Annotated in this window: 15 protein-coding genes; 8 read left to right on the top strand and 7 right to left on the bottom strand. The window is 72.5% G+C overall.

All coding sequences use genetic code 11. The features are described 5' to 3' along the window. The first annotated feature begins 54 nt into the window (after positions 1-54). Entirely contained in the window at positions 55-1296 is a 1242-nt protein-coding gene (locus tag ACZ5NW_RS26335; RefSeq protein WP_468746387.1) for a glycoside hydrolase family 10-like protein, read from the top strand. Position 1297: 1 nt separating this feature from the next. Here ACZ5NW_RS26335 and ACZ5NW_RS26330 read toward each other — a convergent pair whose 3' ends face one another. Then, entirely contained in the window at positions 1298-1489 is a 192-nt protein-coding gene (locus ACZ5NW_RS26330) for a DUF1918 domain-containing protein (RefSeq protein WP_468746386.1), read from the bottom strand. 79 nt (positions 1490-1568) lie between these two features. Then, positions 1569-2483 (bottom strand): DMT family transporter, encoded by a 915-nt coding sequence (locus tag ACZ5NW_RS26325; RefSeq protein WP_468746385.1) that lies wholly within the window; start codon positions 2481-2483, stop codon positions 1569-1571. On the opposite strand from ACZ5NW_RS26325, the gene ACZ5NW_RS26320 reads away from it, so the two are divergent. Together ACZ5NW_RS26320 and ACZ5NW_RS26315 are read left to right on the top strand one after the other, a co-directional pair. Beyond that, positions 2482-3903 carry an aminotransferase-like domain-containing protein gene (locus ACZ5NW_RS26320; RefSeq protein ID WP_468746384.1) on the top strand — a complete coding sequence of 474 codons (1422 nt, stop codon included), beginning with the start codon at positions 2482-2484 and terminating at the stop codon, positions 3901-3903. The two genes, ACZ5NW_RS26325 and ACZ5NW_RS26320, sit on opposite strands and share 2 nt — an antisense overlap. A 52-nt stretch (positions 3904-3955) precedes the next feature. Next, entirely contained in the window at positions 3956-4534 is a 579-nt protein-coding gene (locus ACZ5NW_RS26315; RefSeq protein ID WP_468746383.1) for a histidine phosphatase family protein, read from the top strand. A 13-nt stretch (positions 4535-4547) separates the two neighbouring features. Here the strand turns inward: ACZ5NW_RS26315 and ACZ5NW_RS26310 are convergent, their stop codons facing one another. Together ACZ5NW_RS26310 and ACZ5NW_RS26305 are read right to left on the bottom strand one after the other, a co-directional pair. Next, positions 4548-5039: a carboxymuconolactone decarboxylase family protein gene (locus tag ACZ5NW_RS26310; RefSeq protein WP_468746382.1), complete on the bottom strand. Its 492-nt coding sequence runs from the start codon at positions 5037-5039 to the stop codon at positions 4548-4550. Between the two features lie 61 nt (positions 5040-5100). Next, complete coding sequence (locus ACZ5NW_RS26305; RefSeq protein WP_468746381.1) at positions 5101-5775, bottom strand: hypothetical protein; 675 nt, start codon at positions 5773-5775, stop codon at positions 5101-5103. 120 nt (positions 5776-5895) lie between these two features. Here ACZ5NW_RS26305 and argC point away from each other — a divergent pair, with 120 nt between their 5' ends. The 5 genes from argC (at position 5896) to ACZ5NW_RS26280 (ending at position 10839) form a co-directional block, all read left to right on the top strand. Continuing rightward, a complete protein-coding gene (gene argC / locus ACZ5NW_RS26300; RefSeq protein ID WP_468746380.1) occupies positions 5896-6924 on the top strand; it encodes an N-acetyl-gamma-glutamyl-phosphate reductase in 1029 nt (342 codons plus the stop codon). An 88-nt stretch (positions 6925-7012) separates the two neighbouring features. Then, positions 7013-8164, top strand: coding sequence for a bifunctional glutamate N-acetyltransferase/amino-acid acetyltransferase ArgJ (gene argJ / locus ACZ5NW_RS26295; protein WP_468746379.1), 1152 nt, complete (start codon positions 7013-7015; stop codon positions 8162-8164). Next, positions 8161-9093 (top strand): acetylglutamate kinase, encoded by a 933-nt coding sequence (argB, locus tag ACZ5NW_RS26290; protein WP_468746378.1) that lies wholly within the window; start codon positions 8161-8163, stop codon positions 9091-9093. Before argJ ends, argB begins: the two co-directional genes overlap by 4 nt. Continuing rightward, positions 9093-10289: an acetylornithine transaminase gene (locus tag ACZ5NW_RS26285; RefSeq protein WP_468746377.1), complete on the top strand. Its 1197-nt coding sequence runs from the start codon at positions 9093-9095 to the stop codon at positions 10287-10289. The genes argB and ACZ5NW_RS26285 overlap by 1 nt, the downstream gene beginning before the upstream one ends. A gap of 7 nt (positions 10290-10296) precedes the next feature. Then, positions 10297-10839: an arginine repressor gene (locus ACZ5NW_RS26280; protein ID WP_468746376.1), complete on the top strand. Its 543-nt coding sequence runs from the start codon at positions 10297-10299 to the stop codon at positions 10837-10839. Positions 10840-10969: 130 nt separating this feature from the next. Here ACZ5NW_RS26280 and ACZ5NW_RS26275 read toward each other — a convergent pair whose 3' ends face one another. The 3 genes from ACZ5NW_RS26275 to ACZ5NW_RS26265 form a co-directional block, all read right to left on the bottom strand. After that, positions 10970-11710, bottom strand: a complete 741-nt coding sequence (locus ACZ5NW_RS26275; protein WP_468746375.1) for an FAD:protein FMN transferase — start codon at positions 11708-11710, stop codon at positions 10970-10972. Between the two features lie 61 nt (positions 11711-11771). Continuing rightward, on the bottom strand, positions 11772-12893 hold the full coding sequence (locus ACZ5NW_RS26270) for an FMN-binding protein (RefSeq protein ID WP_468746374.1): 1122 nt from the start codon (positions 12891-12893) through the stop codon (positions 11772-11774). Positions 12894-12966: 73 nt separating this feature from the next. After that, positions 12967-14349 carry a ferredoxin reductase family protein gene (locus ACZ5NW_RS26265; RefSeq protein ID WP_468746373.1) on the bottom strand — a complete coding sequence of 461 codons (1383 nt, stop codon included), beginning with the start codon at positions 14347-14349 and terminating at the stop codon, positions 12967-12969. Between the last annotated feature and the right edge of the window lie 58 nt (positions 14350-14407).

The raw sequence follows: 14407 nt of genomic DNA, 5'->3' as shown, positions 1-14407 counted from the left end.
GGCGCGAACGCGATCCGTGACCGAGCGGATCCGACGAGTATCGGGGTGTGTGCCATGGGGCGACTGACCCGGCGGGCCTTCGCGCTGGCGGCGCTGACGGCGGTCACGACGACGGGCTCGGCGACCGCCGCACCGGTCACCGCGGCCGCCACGGGCCGCAGGGGTGCCGCGGCGGCGGAGATGCGGGGCATGTGGGTCGCGACCGTCGCCAACCGCGACTTTCCCTCCCGTGCCGGACTCGGCGCCGCCGAGCAGCGCGCCGAGCTGATCTCCTGGCTCGATCTGGCCGTCCGGCGGCGTCTGAACACCGTGATCCTCCAGGTGCGGCCGACCGCCGACGCCCTGTGGCCCTCGCCGTACGAGCCGTGGTCGCAGGTGCTCACCGGCACCCAGGGCAAGGCCCCCGGCTGGGACCCGCTGGGCACGGCCGTCGAGGAGGCCCACGCCCGAGGCCTGGAGCTGCACGCCTGGTTCAACCCGTACCGGATCGCCACCCACGACGACCCCAGCAGACTGGTCGCCTCCCACCCCGCGCGCCGGCATCCCGAGTGGGTGGTGACCTACGGCGGGCGGCTCTACTACAACCCCGGTCTGCCGGAGGTCCGCGCCTTCGTGCAGGACGCGATCCTGGACGCCGTCCGCAGGTACCCGCTCGACGCCGTCCACTTCGACGACTACTTCTATCCCTATCCGGTGGCCGGGCAGACCTTCGACGACGACGACGCCTACGACCAGTACGGCGGAAGCTACTCCAGCCGGGCCGCCTGGCGGCGCGCCAACATCGACAAGCTGGTGCTGGAGACGGCCGACCGGATCAAGGCCGTCCGGCCCACCACGCAGTTCGGGATCAGCCCCTTCGGGGTGTGGCGCAACGCGAGCACCGACCCGCGCGGCTCGGACACCCGCTCGCTCCAGTCGTACGACGACATCCACGCCGACACCCGTAAATGGGTGAGCGAGGGATGGCTGGACTACGTCGTCCCCCAGCTGTACTGGAACATCGGTCTCGGCGTCGCCGACTACGCCCGGCTCGTGCCCTGGTGGGCGGAGGTGGCGCGGGGCAGCCGGACCCGGCTGTACCTCGGCGAGGCCCTGTACAAGGCGGGGGATCCGGCGCAGCCCGCGGCCTGGCAGGACCCGGCCGAACTCTCCCGGCATCTGGCCCTCGCCGACGCCTACCCGCAGACGCGTGGGCACGTCTTCTTCGCGGCCCGCGAGGTGCGCGCCGACCCGATCGGAGCCATGGCGCGGGTCATCGCCGACCACTACACCGAGCCGGCGACTCCCCCGCGCTGATTCAGGCGGTTTCCTTGTGGCGGATCTCGGTGTCGGGGCCGGGGGAGCACACACCCTCGTGCCCGTCCTGGAAGCGGACGCGGTACGGGGGGTTGCCCTTCTCGCCGAGGACTTCGACGATCTCGCCGACCTTGTCGTGCTGTCCGACCACCCTGCCATGCTGGACAAGCTGGTCGCCCACGGTTGCACGCATCTGTAGGGCCTCCTCCAAGTGCGGGAGCAGCGGTCCGTGGCCTTGAGTCCACGGCGCGGGGCCCGGCCCGGTACGCCTCTCAGCCCCGTGCCCGCTGGGTGACCGCGATGCAGACCAGCACCGCCGCCGCCGTCAGCGGGGCGGCCGCCGTCAGGTGCTCGCCGAGCAGCAGCACCGACCACACCAGTGTGAGCAGGGGCTGCGCCAACTGCAACTGACTGGCCTTGGGAATGCCGATGGCCGCCATGCCCCGGTACCAGACGACCAGGCCGAGGAACTGCGAGCCGGCCGCCACCCACAGCAGGCCGGCCACACTGTGCCCGGTGAGCCGGACGGGCTCGTGCGCCAGCGCCCACGCGGCGGCGGGCACGGTCAGCGGCACGCACAGCACCAGCGCCCAGCCGATGACCTGCCAGCCCGGCATGATCCGCGCCAGCCGTCCGCCCTCGGTGTAGCCGGCCGCGCACACCAGCAGCGCGGCGAAGAGATACAGGTCGGCCGTGGTGAGCGCGCCTCCGCTCTGCACCACCGTGAAGGCGACCACCGCGCCCGCGCCCGCCAGGGCCGCCAGCCAGAAGGTGCGCGAGGGACGGGTACCGACGCGCAGCGCGGACATCAGTGCCGTCGTCAGGGGCAGCAGGCCCACCACGACGGCGGCGTGCGCGGTGGTGGAGGTCCGCAACGCCAGCGTGGTCAGCTGCGGGAACCCCAGGACCACTCCGGCGGCCACCACCGCGAGCCCCGGCCAGTGAGCCCGCGCGGGCAGCTGCACGCGCAGCGCCAGCAGACACACCCCCGCGATCAGCGCGGCCAGCACACTGCGCACGGCGACCAGCGTCCAGGGCCCGAAGCCCTCCAGGCCCCAGGCGGTGGCGGGGAAGGTGAGGGAGAACGCGACGACCCCGAGCGCGGCCTGGAGGGTGCCACCCCATCGGGGGAGGGGGGTGCTGACCGCTATCGGCGGCGAGGCGATAGCGCTACTCTGTGTCTTCATGCAAGAGCGTAGCAGTGTGGGCGAACTGGCGAATCAGCTGCGGCGGGAGCTGGACCGCTACTCTCCAGGTGGAAAGCTCCCATCGAGCCGGGCCCTCGTCGAGCGCTTCCGGGTCAGCCCGGTGACCGTCTCGCGCGCCCTGGCCCAGCTGGCCGCCGAGGGCCTGGTCGTCACCCGCCCCGGCGCCGGCGCCTTCCGGGCCCGCCCGCGCACCCCGTCCACGCCCGCCGGTGACACCTCCTGGCAGGAGGTCGCGCTGAGCGCCGACGCCACCGAACTCGTACCGCGCTCCGTGGACGCCGACGGGGTCACCGTGTCGCTGGCCGCGCCCCCGCCCGGGGTGATCGAGTTCAACGGTGGCTATCTGCACCCCTCGCTCCAGCCGGAGCGCGCGATGTCCGCCGCCCTGGCGCGCGCCGGGCGGCGGCCCGGCGCGTGGGGGCGGCCGCCCATGGAGGGCCTGCCGGAGCTGCGCGAGTGGTTCGCGCGGACCATCGGCGGATCGGTCGGCGCCGCCGACGTGCTGGTCAGCGCCGGCGGCCAGGCGGCCCTGACGACCGCCCTGCGCGCTCTCGCCCCGCCCGGGGCGCCCGTGCTCGTCGAGTCGCCCACCTACCCCGGCATGCTCGCCATCGCCCGCTCTGCGGGCCTGCGCCCCGTCCCCGTCCCGGTCGACCCCGACGGGGTGCGCCCCGGCCTGCTCGCCGACGCCTTCCGCGCCACCGGCGCCCGCGTCTTCGTCTGCCAGCCGCTGTTCCAGAACCCCACCGGAGCCGTCCTCGCCCCCGGGCGCCGCGGCGAGGTGCTGCGCATCGCGCGCGAGGCCGGTGCCTTCGTCGTGGAGGACGACTTCGTCCGGCGGCTGGCGCACGAGGACGCCGGACCGCTGCCGCGGCCGCTGGCCGCCGACGACCCCGACGGCGTGGTGGTGCACGTCGGCTCGCTCACCAAGGCGACCTCGCCCAGCTTCCGGGTGAGCGCGCTGGCCGCCCGCGGACCGGTGCTGGAGCGGCTGCGCGCCATCCAGGTCGTGGACACGTTCTTCGTGCCCCGGCCGCTTCAGGAGGCCGCGCTCGAACTCGTCGGTTCACCGGCCTGGCCACGCCATCTGCGCACCATCGCCGCCGAGCTGAAGGCCCGCCGCGACACCATGACCACCGCGCTGCGGCTGCACCTGCCCGAGGTCGCCCTGCCGCACGTCCCGTCCGGCGGCTACCACCTGTGGCTGCGGCTGCCCGACGGCACGGACGAGAGCGCCTTCACGGCCGCCGCCCTGCGCGCGGGCGTCGCCCTCACCCCCGGCCGCCCCTACTTCAGCGCCGAACCACCCGCGGCCCACGTGCGGTTGAGCTTCGCCGCCGTCGCGGGGGAGAGCGAGATCGTGGAGGGCGTACGGCGGCTGCGGGCCGCCTGCGGATAACTCAGAGGTAACACCTCTTGACCTGCGTACTTCCACGGACCACCATCCACGCATGCCACTTCGGGTCACGTTCGTCGCCGCCGCGCGCAGCTCCGCGCTGCTCGCCGAGCGCTTCGAGGACGACCGGCCGCTGGACCAGGCGGGCTGGGACGAGGTGCAGCGCGTGGCCGGTGACCTGGTGCCGCTCGCGGCCGCCGAGCTGCGGTACTGCTCACCGACTCCGCGCAGCCGCGCCACCGGGGACGCGCTCGGTTACGCACCGCTGGTGCAGCTCGCCCTGCGGGACTGCGACATGGGCCGCTGGCGCGGCTTCACGCTGGGCGAGGCGATGGCCCGCGAGCCGGAGCTGGTGGACGCGTGGCTCGCGGATCCGCGGTCGACACCGCACGGCGGTGAGTCGCTGCTCGCGTTCATCTCGCGGGTCGGGGGCTGGCTGGACACGCGGCCGGTCGGTGACGGTGGCCGGATCGTGGCGGTGGCGGAGCCGTCGGTCATTCGCGCCGCGCTGGTCTACGCGCTCAAGGCTCCGCCGGCGACGTACTGGAATCTCGATGTGCGCCCGCTGTCGACGACGACGGTCACCGGCCGGGGCGGGCGATGGAATCTGCGGTTCGACGGGGTGGCCGCTTAGACCGACGCGCCGGTCATCCCGGTGAGCCGTCCGGCGCGGGCCGCTGTCCGACCGGCAGCAGCCCGCGCTCGGCGAAGACCTTCTTCGCCACGAACGTCGCGTTGAGGGCCCTGGGGAAGCCGCAGTACCCGGCGGAGTGCAGCAGGGCCTCGACGATCTGCTCGGGCGTCAGGCCCACGTTCAGCGCGGCGTTGACATGCACCTCCAGCTGGGACTCGCAGCCGCCGAGCGCGGTGAGCGCGCCCAGGGTCACCAGCTGGCGGTCGCGGGGTTCGAGCGCGGGGCGGGCGTAGATCTCGCCGAAGCCCCAGGCGACGATCTGGTGCGCCATCTCGGGGCTGACGTCGGCGAGCGAGTCGATCACCCGCTGTCCGGCCTCGCTGTCGACGCTCCGCAGTACCTCCAGGCCACGGGCGAAGCGCTCGTCACGGGTGGTGCGCTCGACCGTGCCGGGCTCCGCGCGGGTCTCGGACCTTCCAGGGATCTCGGGCTCTCCGTGAGTCATGGACAGGACCCTAGGGCCTGGGGCGCGTTCCGGGTCCCCGGCGGTCGCGACGACGCGCGGCTCAGTCGCCGTCGCGCCGGAGCCAGGCCAGCCGGGGGTCCTCCGGCCGGGGCGGGGCCGGCGCGGGAGCCGTGGGCTCCTCGCCGAAGGGCGGCAGGACGGTGAAACGCTCGTCGAGGGTGACCGTGGGGGTGACGTGCCGCAGGGAGGCGCGGACCCGGGTGAGCGGGTGGTCGGGGAAGCGCGCGTCCCACTGTTCGTGATCGCCGACGTGGTGGGGCAGGCCGCCGATCTGCGCGCCGTCGCCGTACGGGTGGGGCTGGAAGTAGGCGGCCGGGCCCACCTCGGCCATGATCATCGCCTCGCGCACGCCCGTCATGGCGCCCTCGGCGGCCTGCACCTTCAGGACCGTGCTGCACCCGGCCTTCGGGATGGTCCAGGAGCCCAGGAAGACCTGTCCCCGCCCGTTCGGCCGGGGCACCTTGATCAGCTGCCGCACCGCCGGGACACCGGCCACGGTCCCGCATTCCGCCTCGATCAGCCCGCCCCCGCCCCCGGCCGCGGCCACGCTCCGCGCCAGCCCCGCCCGCAGCCGCGCCGCCTCGTGGAGCGGGGCGGGCAGGTCCGGGACGACCGGAAAGAAGTGCACCGACAGGACGAGTCCCGCCGCGTCGGACCAGACCCCCGGCTCGCGCTCGGTGAGGCCGGTCGTGTCGAAGCTGGTGATCGGAGTCATGATGATCATCATCCCGCACAGCCGAAGCCGCGCTCGCCCAAGAGGAGCGGGAGCACACCGTAAGAGATTGCATAAACGTGCAGCGATACGTATAGTCATGCCATCAAGGAGGAGGAGTCCATGGCGGTACGTGCGGCAGTGGCCGGAGCGAGCGGGTACGCGGGTGGCGAGGTGCTGCGCCTGCTCCTCGCGCATCCCGAGGTCGAGATCGGCGCCCTGACCGGCAATTCCAACGCCGGCCAGCAGCTCGGCGCGCTCCAGCCGCACCTGCTGCCGCTGGCCGACCGCGTGCTCCAGGAGACCACCGCCGAGGCGCTCGCCGGGCACGACGTCGTCTTCCTCGCCCTCCCGCACGGCCAGTCCGCCGCCGTCGCCGAGCAGCTCGGCCCGGACGTCCTCGTGGTCGACATGGGCGCCGACTTCCGGCTGAAGGACCCGACCGACTGGGAGAGGTTCTACGGCTCCCCGCACGCCGGCACCTGGCCCTACGGCCTCCCCGAACTGCCGGGCGGCCGCGCCGCGCTGGAGGGGTCCAAGCGCATCGCGGTGCCCGGTTGCTACCCGACCGCCGTCTCGCTGGCCCTCTTCCCGGCCTACGCCGCCGGACTCGCCGAGAACGAGGCCGTGATCGTCGCCGCCTCCGGCACCTCCGGCGCCGGCAAGGCCCCCAAGCCGCACCTGCTGGGCAGCGAGGTCATGGGCTCCATGACGCCCTACGGCGTCGGCGGCGGCCACCGCCACACCCCCGAGATGATCCAGAACCTCAGCGCGGCGGCCGGCGAGCCCGTGACCGTGTCCTTCACGCCCACCCTCGCGCCGATGCCCCGCGGCATCCTCGCCACGTGCAGCGCCAAGGCCAAGGACGGCGTCACCGCCGAGACCGTCCGCGCCGCCTACGAGAAGGCCCTCGCCGACGAGCCCTTCGTCCACCTGCTCCCCGAGGGACAGTGGCCCGCCACGGCGTCCGTCTACGGTTCCAACGCCGTTCAGGTGCAGGTCGCGTACGACCCGGCCGCCGGCCGCATCATCGCGATCGCCGCCATCGACAACCTGACCAAGGGCACCGCGGGCGGTGCCGTCCAGAGCATGAACCTCGCCCTCGGTCTCGACGAGACCACCGGGCTTTCCACGATCGGAGTCGCACCGTGAGCGACGCGCGTGCAGCCACCGGGCCGCAGACGACGACGATGGCCGCACCGCTGCGCTGCACGGGCGGAGAAGCGAACAAGGAGACAGAGTGAGCGTCACGGCAGCCAAGGGATTCCGCGCGGCGGGCATCGCCGCCGGAATCAAGGAGAACGGCAACCCGGACCTGGCCCTCGTGGTCAACGACGGTCCGCGCCGCGCCGCCGCGGGCGTCTTCACCTCCAACCGCGTGAAGGCCGCGCCCGTCCTGTGGTCCGAGCAGGTCCTCAAGAGCGGCCAGATCTCGGCCGTCGTCCTCAACTCCGGCGGCGCCAACGCCTGTACGGGCCCCAAGGGCTTCCAGGACACCCACGCCACCGCCGAGAAGGCCGCCGAGGTCCTCGGCCGCGGCGCCATCGAGATCGCCGTCTGCTCCACCGGTCTGATCGGCGTGCTGCTCCCCATGGACAAGCTGCTCCCGGGCGTCGAGTCCGCCGCGGCCCAGCTGTCCGAGCACGGTGGCGAGAAGGCCGCCATCGCCATCAAGACCACCGACACCGTGCACAAGACGGCCGTCGTGACCAAGGACGGCTGGACCGTCGGCGGCATGGCCAAGGGCGCGGGCATGCTCGCCCCCGGCCTGGCCACCATGCTCGTCGTCCTCACCACCGACGCCGTGCTCGACGACGACGCACTGGACAAGGCGCTCCGGGCGGCCACCCGCACCACCTTCGACCGCGTCGACTCCGACGGCTGCATGTCCACCAACGACACCGTCCTGCTGCTCGCCTCCGGCGCCTCCGACGTCACCCCGGCCTACGACGAGTTCGCCGAGGCCGTACGCCAGGTCTGCGACGACCTCGGCCAGCAGCTGATCCGCGACGCCGAGGGCGCCAGCAAGGACATCAAGGTCGAGGTGATCAACGCCGCGACCGAGGACGACGCCGTCGAGGTGGGCCGCTCCATCGCCCGCAACAACCTCCTCAAGTGCGCCATCCACGGCGAGGACCCCAACTGGGGCCGCGTGCTCTCCGCGATCGGCACGACGAAGGCCGCCTTCGAGCCGGACCGGCTCAACGTCGCCATCAACGGCGTCTGGGTGTGCAAGGGCGGCGGCGTCGGCGAGGACCGCGAGAAGGTCGACATGCGCTACCGCGAGGTGCACATCGTCGCCGACCTCGCGGCCGGCTCCGAGACCGCCACCATCTGGACCAACGACCTCACCGCCGACTACGTCCACGAGAACAGCGCCTACTCCTCATGAGCACCACGCGAAAGCACACCGCGCTCCCCAAGGCCCAGATCCTCATCGAGGCCCTGCCCTGGCTGGTCAGGCACAACGGCAGGACCGTCGTCATCAAGTTCGGCGGCAACGCCATGATCGACGAGGACCTGAAGGCCGCCTTCGCACAGGACGTCGTCTTCCTGCACCACGCCGGCCTCAAGCCGGTCGTCGTGCACGGCGGCGGCCCCCAGATCAGCGCCGCCCTCGACAAGCACGGCATCGTCAGCGAGTTCAAGGCCGGCCTGCGCGTCACCACCGAGGACGCCATGGACGTCGTACGGATGGTGCTCGCCGGACAGGTCCAGCGCGAGCTGGTCGGGCTGCTCAACCAGCACGGCCCGCTGGCCGTGGGACTGACCGGCGAGGACGCGCACACCATCACCGCCACCCGACACCAGCCCGAGATCGACGGCGAGCTCGTCGACATCGGCCGGGTCGGCGAGATCACCGAGATCGACACGGGCGCGATCGAGGCCCTGCTCGCCGACGGCCGCATCCCGGTCGTCTCCTCGATCGCCCGGAGCCAGGACGATCACCATGTCTACAACGTCAATGCTGATACGGCGGCTGCGGCACTCGCTGCGGCACTGGGCGCCGAGACCCTCATGGTCCTCACCGACGTCGAGGGCCTCTACGAGGACTGGCCGAACTCCGACGAGGTGATCAGCCGCCTCACCGCCTCCCAACTGGAGAAGCTGCTGCCGGAGTTGTCGGCCGGCATGGTCCCCAAGATGGAGGGCTGTCTGCACGCCGTCCGCAACGGCGTGACCACCGCCCGGGTCATCGACGGCCGGGTCCAGCACTCGATCCTGCTGGAGATCTTCACCGACGAGGGCATCGGCACGATGGTCGTGCCCGACGAGATTCCGGCCGACTCCTCGGCCGTACCGGGGCAGGGGGAGCAGTGATGAGCAACCAGGAGCTGACCGAGCGCTGGCAGGGCGCGCTCATGAACAACTACGGCACCCCGCTGGTGCCCCTCGTACGCGGCGAGGGCGCGCGCGTGTGGGACGCCGACGGGCGCGCCTACCTCGACTTCGTCGGCGGTATCGCGACCAACGCCCTCGGCCACGCCCACCCGGCGATCGTCGAGGCGGTCAGCCGGCAGATCGCCTCCCTCGGCCACATCTCCAACTTCTTCATGGCGGAGCCGACCGTCGCCCTCGCCGAGCGGCTGCTCCAGCTCTTCGGCCGCGAGGGCCGGGTCTTCTTCTGCAACTCCGGCGCCGAGGCCAACGAGGCCGCCTTCAAGATCGGCCGGCTGACCGGGCGGACGCACGTCGTGGCCACCGAGGGCGCCTTCCACGGCCGCACCATGGGCGCCCTCGCGATGACCGGGCAGGCCGGCAAGCGGGAGCCGTTCCTGCCGCTGCCCGGCGACGTCACCCACGTGCCGTTCGGCGACGCCCAGGCGCTGGCCGCCGCGGTGACCGAGGACACCGCCCTGGTGATCATCGAGCCGATCCAGGGCGAGATCGGGGTCGTCGTGCCCCCGCCCGGCTATCTGAAGGCGGCGCGGGCGATCACGGCGGCGACGGGCGCGCTGCTCGTCCTCGACGAGGTGCAGACCGGCATCGGCCGGACCGGGCACTGGTTCGAATACCAGGCCCACGAGGGCGTCCTGCCCGACATCGTCACCCTCGCCAAGCAGCTCGGCGGCGGGCTGCCGCTCGGCGCGACCGTCGCCTTCGGGCGGGCCGCGGAACTGCTCCGGCCCGGACACCACGGCACGACGTTCGGCGGCAACCCCGTCGCCTGCGCGGCCGGACTCGCCGTCCTCGACACCATCGCCGGCGAGGGGCTGCTGGACAACGTCAAGCGGCAGAGCGAGAGGTTGCGGGACGGAATCGAGTCCCTGAACCACGGGTTGATCGACTCCGTCCGGGGCGCGGGCCTCCTCCTGGGTATCGTGCTCACCGAGCCGCTCGCACCCGAGGTGCGGCAGGCGGCTCAGGAGGCCGGGTTCCTGGTGAACGCGCCCGCCCCCGACGTCGTACGGCTGATGCCACCGCTGAACATCGGCGACGACGAGGTGGCGGCGCTTCTGCGGGCGCTGCCCGGCATCCTCGACGCAGCCAACGGGGACGGACGATCCGGGGAATGAGACGACGATGAGCCACGCGATGGACCATGAGCAGGGGGCGAACGGGCCTGCCGTGCCGCAGACCCGCACCGCACGCCACCGCCGGATCGTGGACATCCTCAACCGGCAGCCGGTGCGGTCGCAGAGCCAGCTGGCGAAGCTGCTCGCGGACGACGGGCTGAGCGTGACGCAGGCGACGCTGTCACGGGACCTGGACGAGCTGAACGCGGTGAAGATCCGCAACACCGACGGGGATCTGATCTACGCGGTGCCCAGCGAGGGGGGTTTCCGGACGCCGCGTGCGCCGCTGGGGGAGTCGGCGAAGGAGGAGCGGATGCGGCGGCTCTCCCAGGAGCTGCTGATCTCCGCGGAGGCGTCGGCGAATCTCGTGGTGCTGCGGACTCCTCCGGGGGCGGCGCAGTTCCTCGCGTCGGCCATCGATCAGGCCGAGCTGCATGACATTTTGGGGACGATCGCCGGGGATGACACGTTGTTGTTGATCAGTCGGGATCCGGTGGGGGGACAGGCGCTCGCCGATCACTTGCTGAGGCTGGCTCAGAACGGCCACTGAGGGGGGTGGTTGCGGGGATTTGCCGGCTGCGAGTTCGTTGTGGCCGGTCGCGCCTCGCGGCGGAGCCGCAGGTCGATACGGCCCCGCGCCCCTTTCAGCTCGCCGAGTTTCGCCGCGCGCCCCCCTTCAGCTAGCCGAGTCTCGCCGCCAAGCCACCCGTACACCGCACCTCGTCGCCCGCCGTGATCAGCAGGGCCTCGATGTCCGGCAGGGACTCCAGCCACGCCAGCGCCTCCCGGGACCCCATCGCGAACGCCGCCGTCGCCCAGCAGTCCACCCACGTCAGCCGCGGCCCCACCACCGTCACCGCCAGCAGATCCGTCACCGCCGACTTCCCCGTCCGCGGGTCCACGATGTGTGCGCCGCGTTCCGCCGTACCAGATGTCGCCACCGACAGCTCGGAGACCCCGGCCGCCGACACGACGGCCGCCAGCCCGCCCGGCCGCAGCGGATCCGCGACCCCCACCCGCCAGGGCCGGTCGGGACCCGGCACGCCCAGCAGCTGCACATCGCCCCCGCCGTTCACGCTCACCCCGCTGACCCCGGCCACCCGCGCGAGTTCCCGCGCCGCCCGCTCCGCCGCCCATCCCTTGACGATGCCGGTCGGATCGAGCCGCCCCTCGTAGCGGAGGCTGAACCACCCCTCGCTGACCCGCTCCGCCTCCGCGCCCAGCTCCAGCACCTCGGCCACCTCGGGATCGCAGGCGCCGACGGACAGCTCCCCGCGCATCAGCCGGGAGACCTGACTGTCCTCCCGATAGGTGCTGAACACCTCGTCGACCCGGTGCAGCCCCGCCACCGCCGCCTCGATCGCGGCCGCGACGGCCCCCGGTGCCCCGCCGCGGACGTCGAAGGAGAAGACCGTCCCCATGACCTCCTCCGCGTGACGCACCGCGGCGGGAGCCTCAGCCGACCCGGATTCGGTCACGGTGTCAGACACCGGCCTGGTCCAGCGCCGACTGCAACGACTTCTTGTAGCCCTCGCTGGTGTAGGTGGCCCCGGACACCGAGTCGATGTCCGCGCTGCCCGCGGCGACCGCCTCCTGGTTGAGCGTGGGCACGGCGAGCTCCGTCTTCTGCGTGCTGGTGCCGCCCTTGGGCGCCTGCACCGCCTCCGCCTTGGTGACCTTCCCGCCGGCGACCGTCACCCGCACCTGCACCGGCCCGTACTGCGTCTGCGCGACCGCCCCGGTGACGGTACGCGCCGCCTGAGCGGCCCCCGCACCCGTACCCGAGCCGGACCCGGAGCCCGAGGCGGAGCCGGAGGAGGACCCCGACGCCGCGCCGCCCGCCTTGGCCTTGTCGATCGCCGACTGGAGCGACTTCTTGTAGCCCTCGCTCGTGTACGTCGCCCCGGACACCGTGTCGACGTTCGCGCTCTGCGCGGTCAGCACCTCGGTGTTCAGCCGGGGGACGGCCAGTTCGGTCTTCTGCGTGCTGGTGCCGCCCTTGGGCGCCTGTACCGCCTCGGACTTGGTGATCTTCCCGCCGGCCACGGTGATCCGCACCTGGACGTCGCCGTACTGCGTCTGCGCCACGTCACCGGTGAAGGAGCCGGCGGCGAGCGCGCTGCCGCCGGACTTCTGGCCGCCGCCCGCCCCGGCACTGGCGTTGGCCTTGTCGATCGCGGACTGCAGGGACTTCTTGTAGCCCTCGCTGGTGTACGTCGCCCCGGAGACCGTGTCGATCTGGGCGGACTGCTTGGCCACCACGTCCGCGTTGAGCTTCGGGACGGCCAGTTCGGTCTTCTGGCTGCTGGTGCCGCCCTCGGGGGCCTTGACGGCCTCGGACTTGGTGATCTTGTTGTTGACGACGGTGATACGGACCTGGACGTCGCCGTACTGCGTCGTGACGGCGTCGCCGGTCATCGTGCCCGAGACGACCGCCCCGGCACCGCCCTGGGCGGCCTCCTGCGCCGCCGTGCCCGATCCGGACCCGGCCGCCTGAGCGGACGCGGGGTCGGTCGACGGCTTCAGCGACAGCAACAGCACGATCCCGGACACGGTGGCGGCACCGGTGAGCACGACGCGCCGAAGGGGGTGGCTCTTCCTCATCTCTTCCCAAGCTCCAGATTTCCCGGGACCCGCTCGCGGAACCCCGAAGGCCGTTGGTTGCTGTTCCCGTCGCTCACATCTCGAACGACTCGTGATGGATGCGGCGGGCCGGCACCCCGGCGCCGCGCAGCGCCTCGTACACCGACTGGGCGAAGCCCGTCGGACCGCACATGAAGACGTCGTGGTGGTCGATGTCCGGGATCTTCCGTTGGAGGGACTCCGCGGAGATGTCGGGCCGCTCCCCGTCGGGGCTGTTCACCGCGTACATCAGCCGTGCCCCGCGCTCGTCGGCGATCTTCGCCAGCTCGTCCCACAGCGCCAGGTCCTGGGTGCTGTTGGCCCGGTACAGCAGCGTGATGTCCCCGGCCGCGCCCGGCAGCGTCTCGAACAGCGCCCGCATCGGGGTGATGCCCACCCCGCCGGCCACCAGCAGTACCTTGCCGCGGCTGCGCCGGGACGCCGTCATCGCGCCGTACGGGCCCTCCGCCCACACCGTCGTGCCGGGCTTCAGCCCGTGCAGCGCCGAGCTGTGGTCGCCGATCGCCTTGACCGTGATCCGCAGCAGATCGGGGCGGGGCGCCGCCGACAGCGAGTACGGGTGGGAGCTGAAGCGCATGCCCGGCGCGAGGAACCGCCACCGGAAGAACTGCCCGGCCTCCGCGCCCATCCGGTGCAGCTTGCGCCCGCTGATGAGCACCGACACGATCCCCGGGGCCTCCTCGATGACCGCCTCCACCCGCATCCGGTGCCGCAGGTTCAGCCGGACCGGGGTGAGGATCCGGTACCAGACCACGAGCGCGGTGACCGTGCCGTACAGCGCGTACCAGGCGGTCTTCGCGGTCGGCTCGACGGCGAAGTCGTTGCCGGTGGTGATCTGGTGCCAGAACGTCAGATACACCGCCGCGTACGTCATCAGATGGATGTGGTACCAGGTGTCGTACGGCATCCGGCGCCGCACGCCGGCGACCGACACCAGGCCGATGAGGAACAGCAGGCCCGTGCCGATGGCGGCCTTGCCCATGTCCGGCAGCTGGTTGATGGAGTCGATCGTCTGCTGGACGATGTCGCCGAGCGACTTGCCGGCCTGGAGCGCGTACCCCCACATGGTGAGGAAGACATGCGCCACGACAAGGCAGATCGTGTACCGGCCGCTCATCGCGTGCCAGCGGGCGACCCGGTCCGAGCCCACCCGCCGCTCCAGCGCGGGCACCCGCGCCATCTGGAGGACGACGAGCGCCATCAGGTACCCGGCGAGCAGGCCGGTGATCCGTCCCGCGTTGAGGATCTTGCTGTTGCCGTCGGCGATGGACGGCGTGTTGGCCCACCACAGCCACAACACGCCCGCCGCGCCCGCCCAGACGGCGATCAGGAGCGGCACGGCCGGGGAGCGGCGCGGACGGATGCGGCGCATCGTCTGGCGGCGGGCGGCACGTCCGCCTGCGATCGTCGTGGTCACGGGTTCCTCCGTGGGACTTGACCCTTGGCCCACAGATACGTGCCATGGCGGCCGAGTG

The sequence above is a fragment of the Streptomyces sp. NPDC032126 genome (assembly GCF_055580085.1).
Note: the sequence above shows the minus strand (reverse complement) of the source record. Positions and strands in the feature narration are given on the sequence as shown.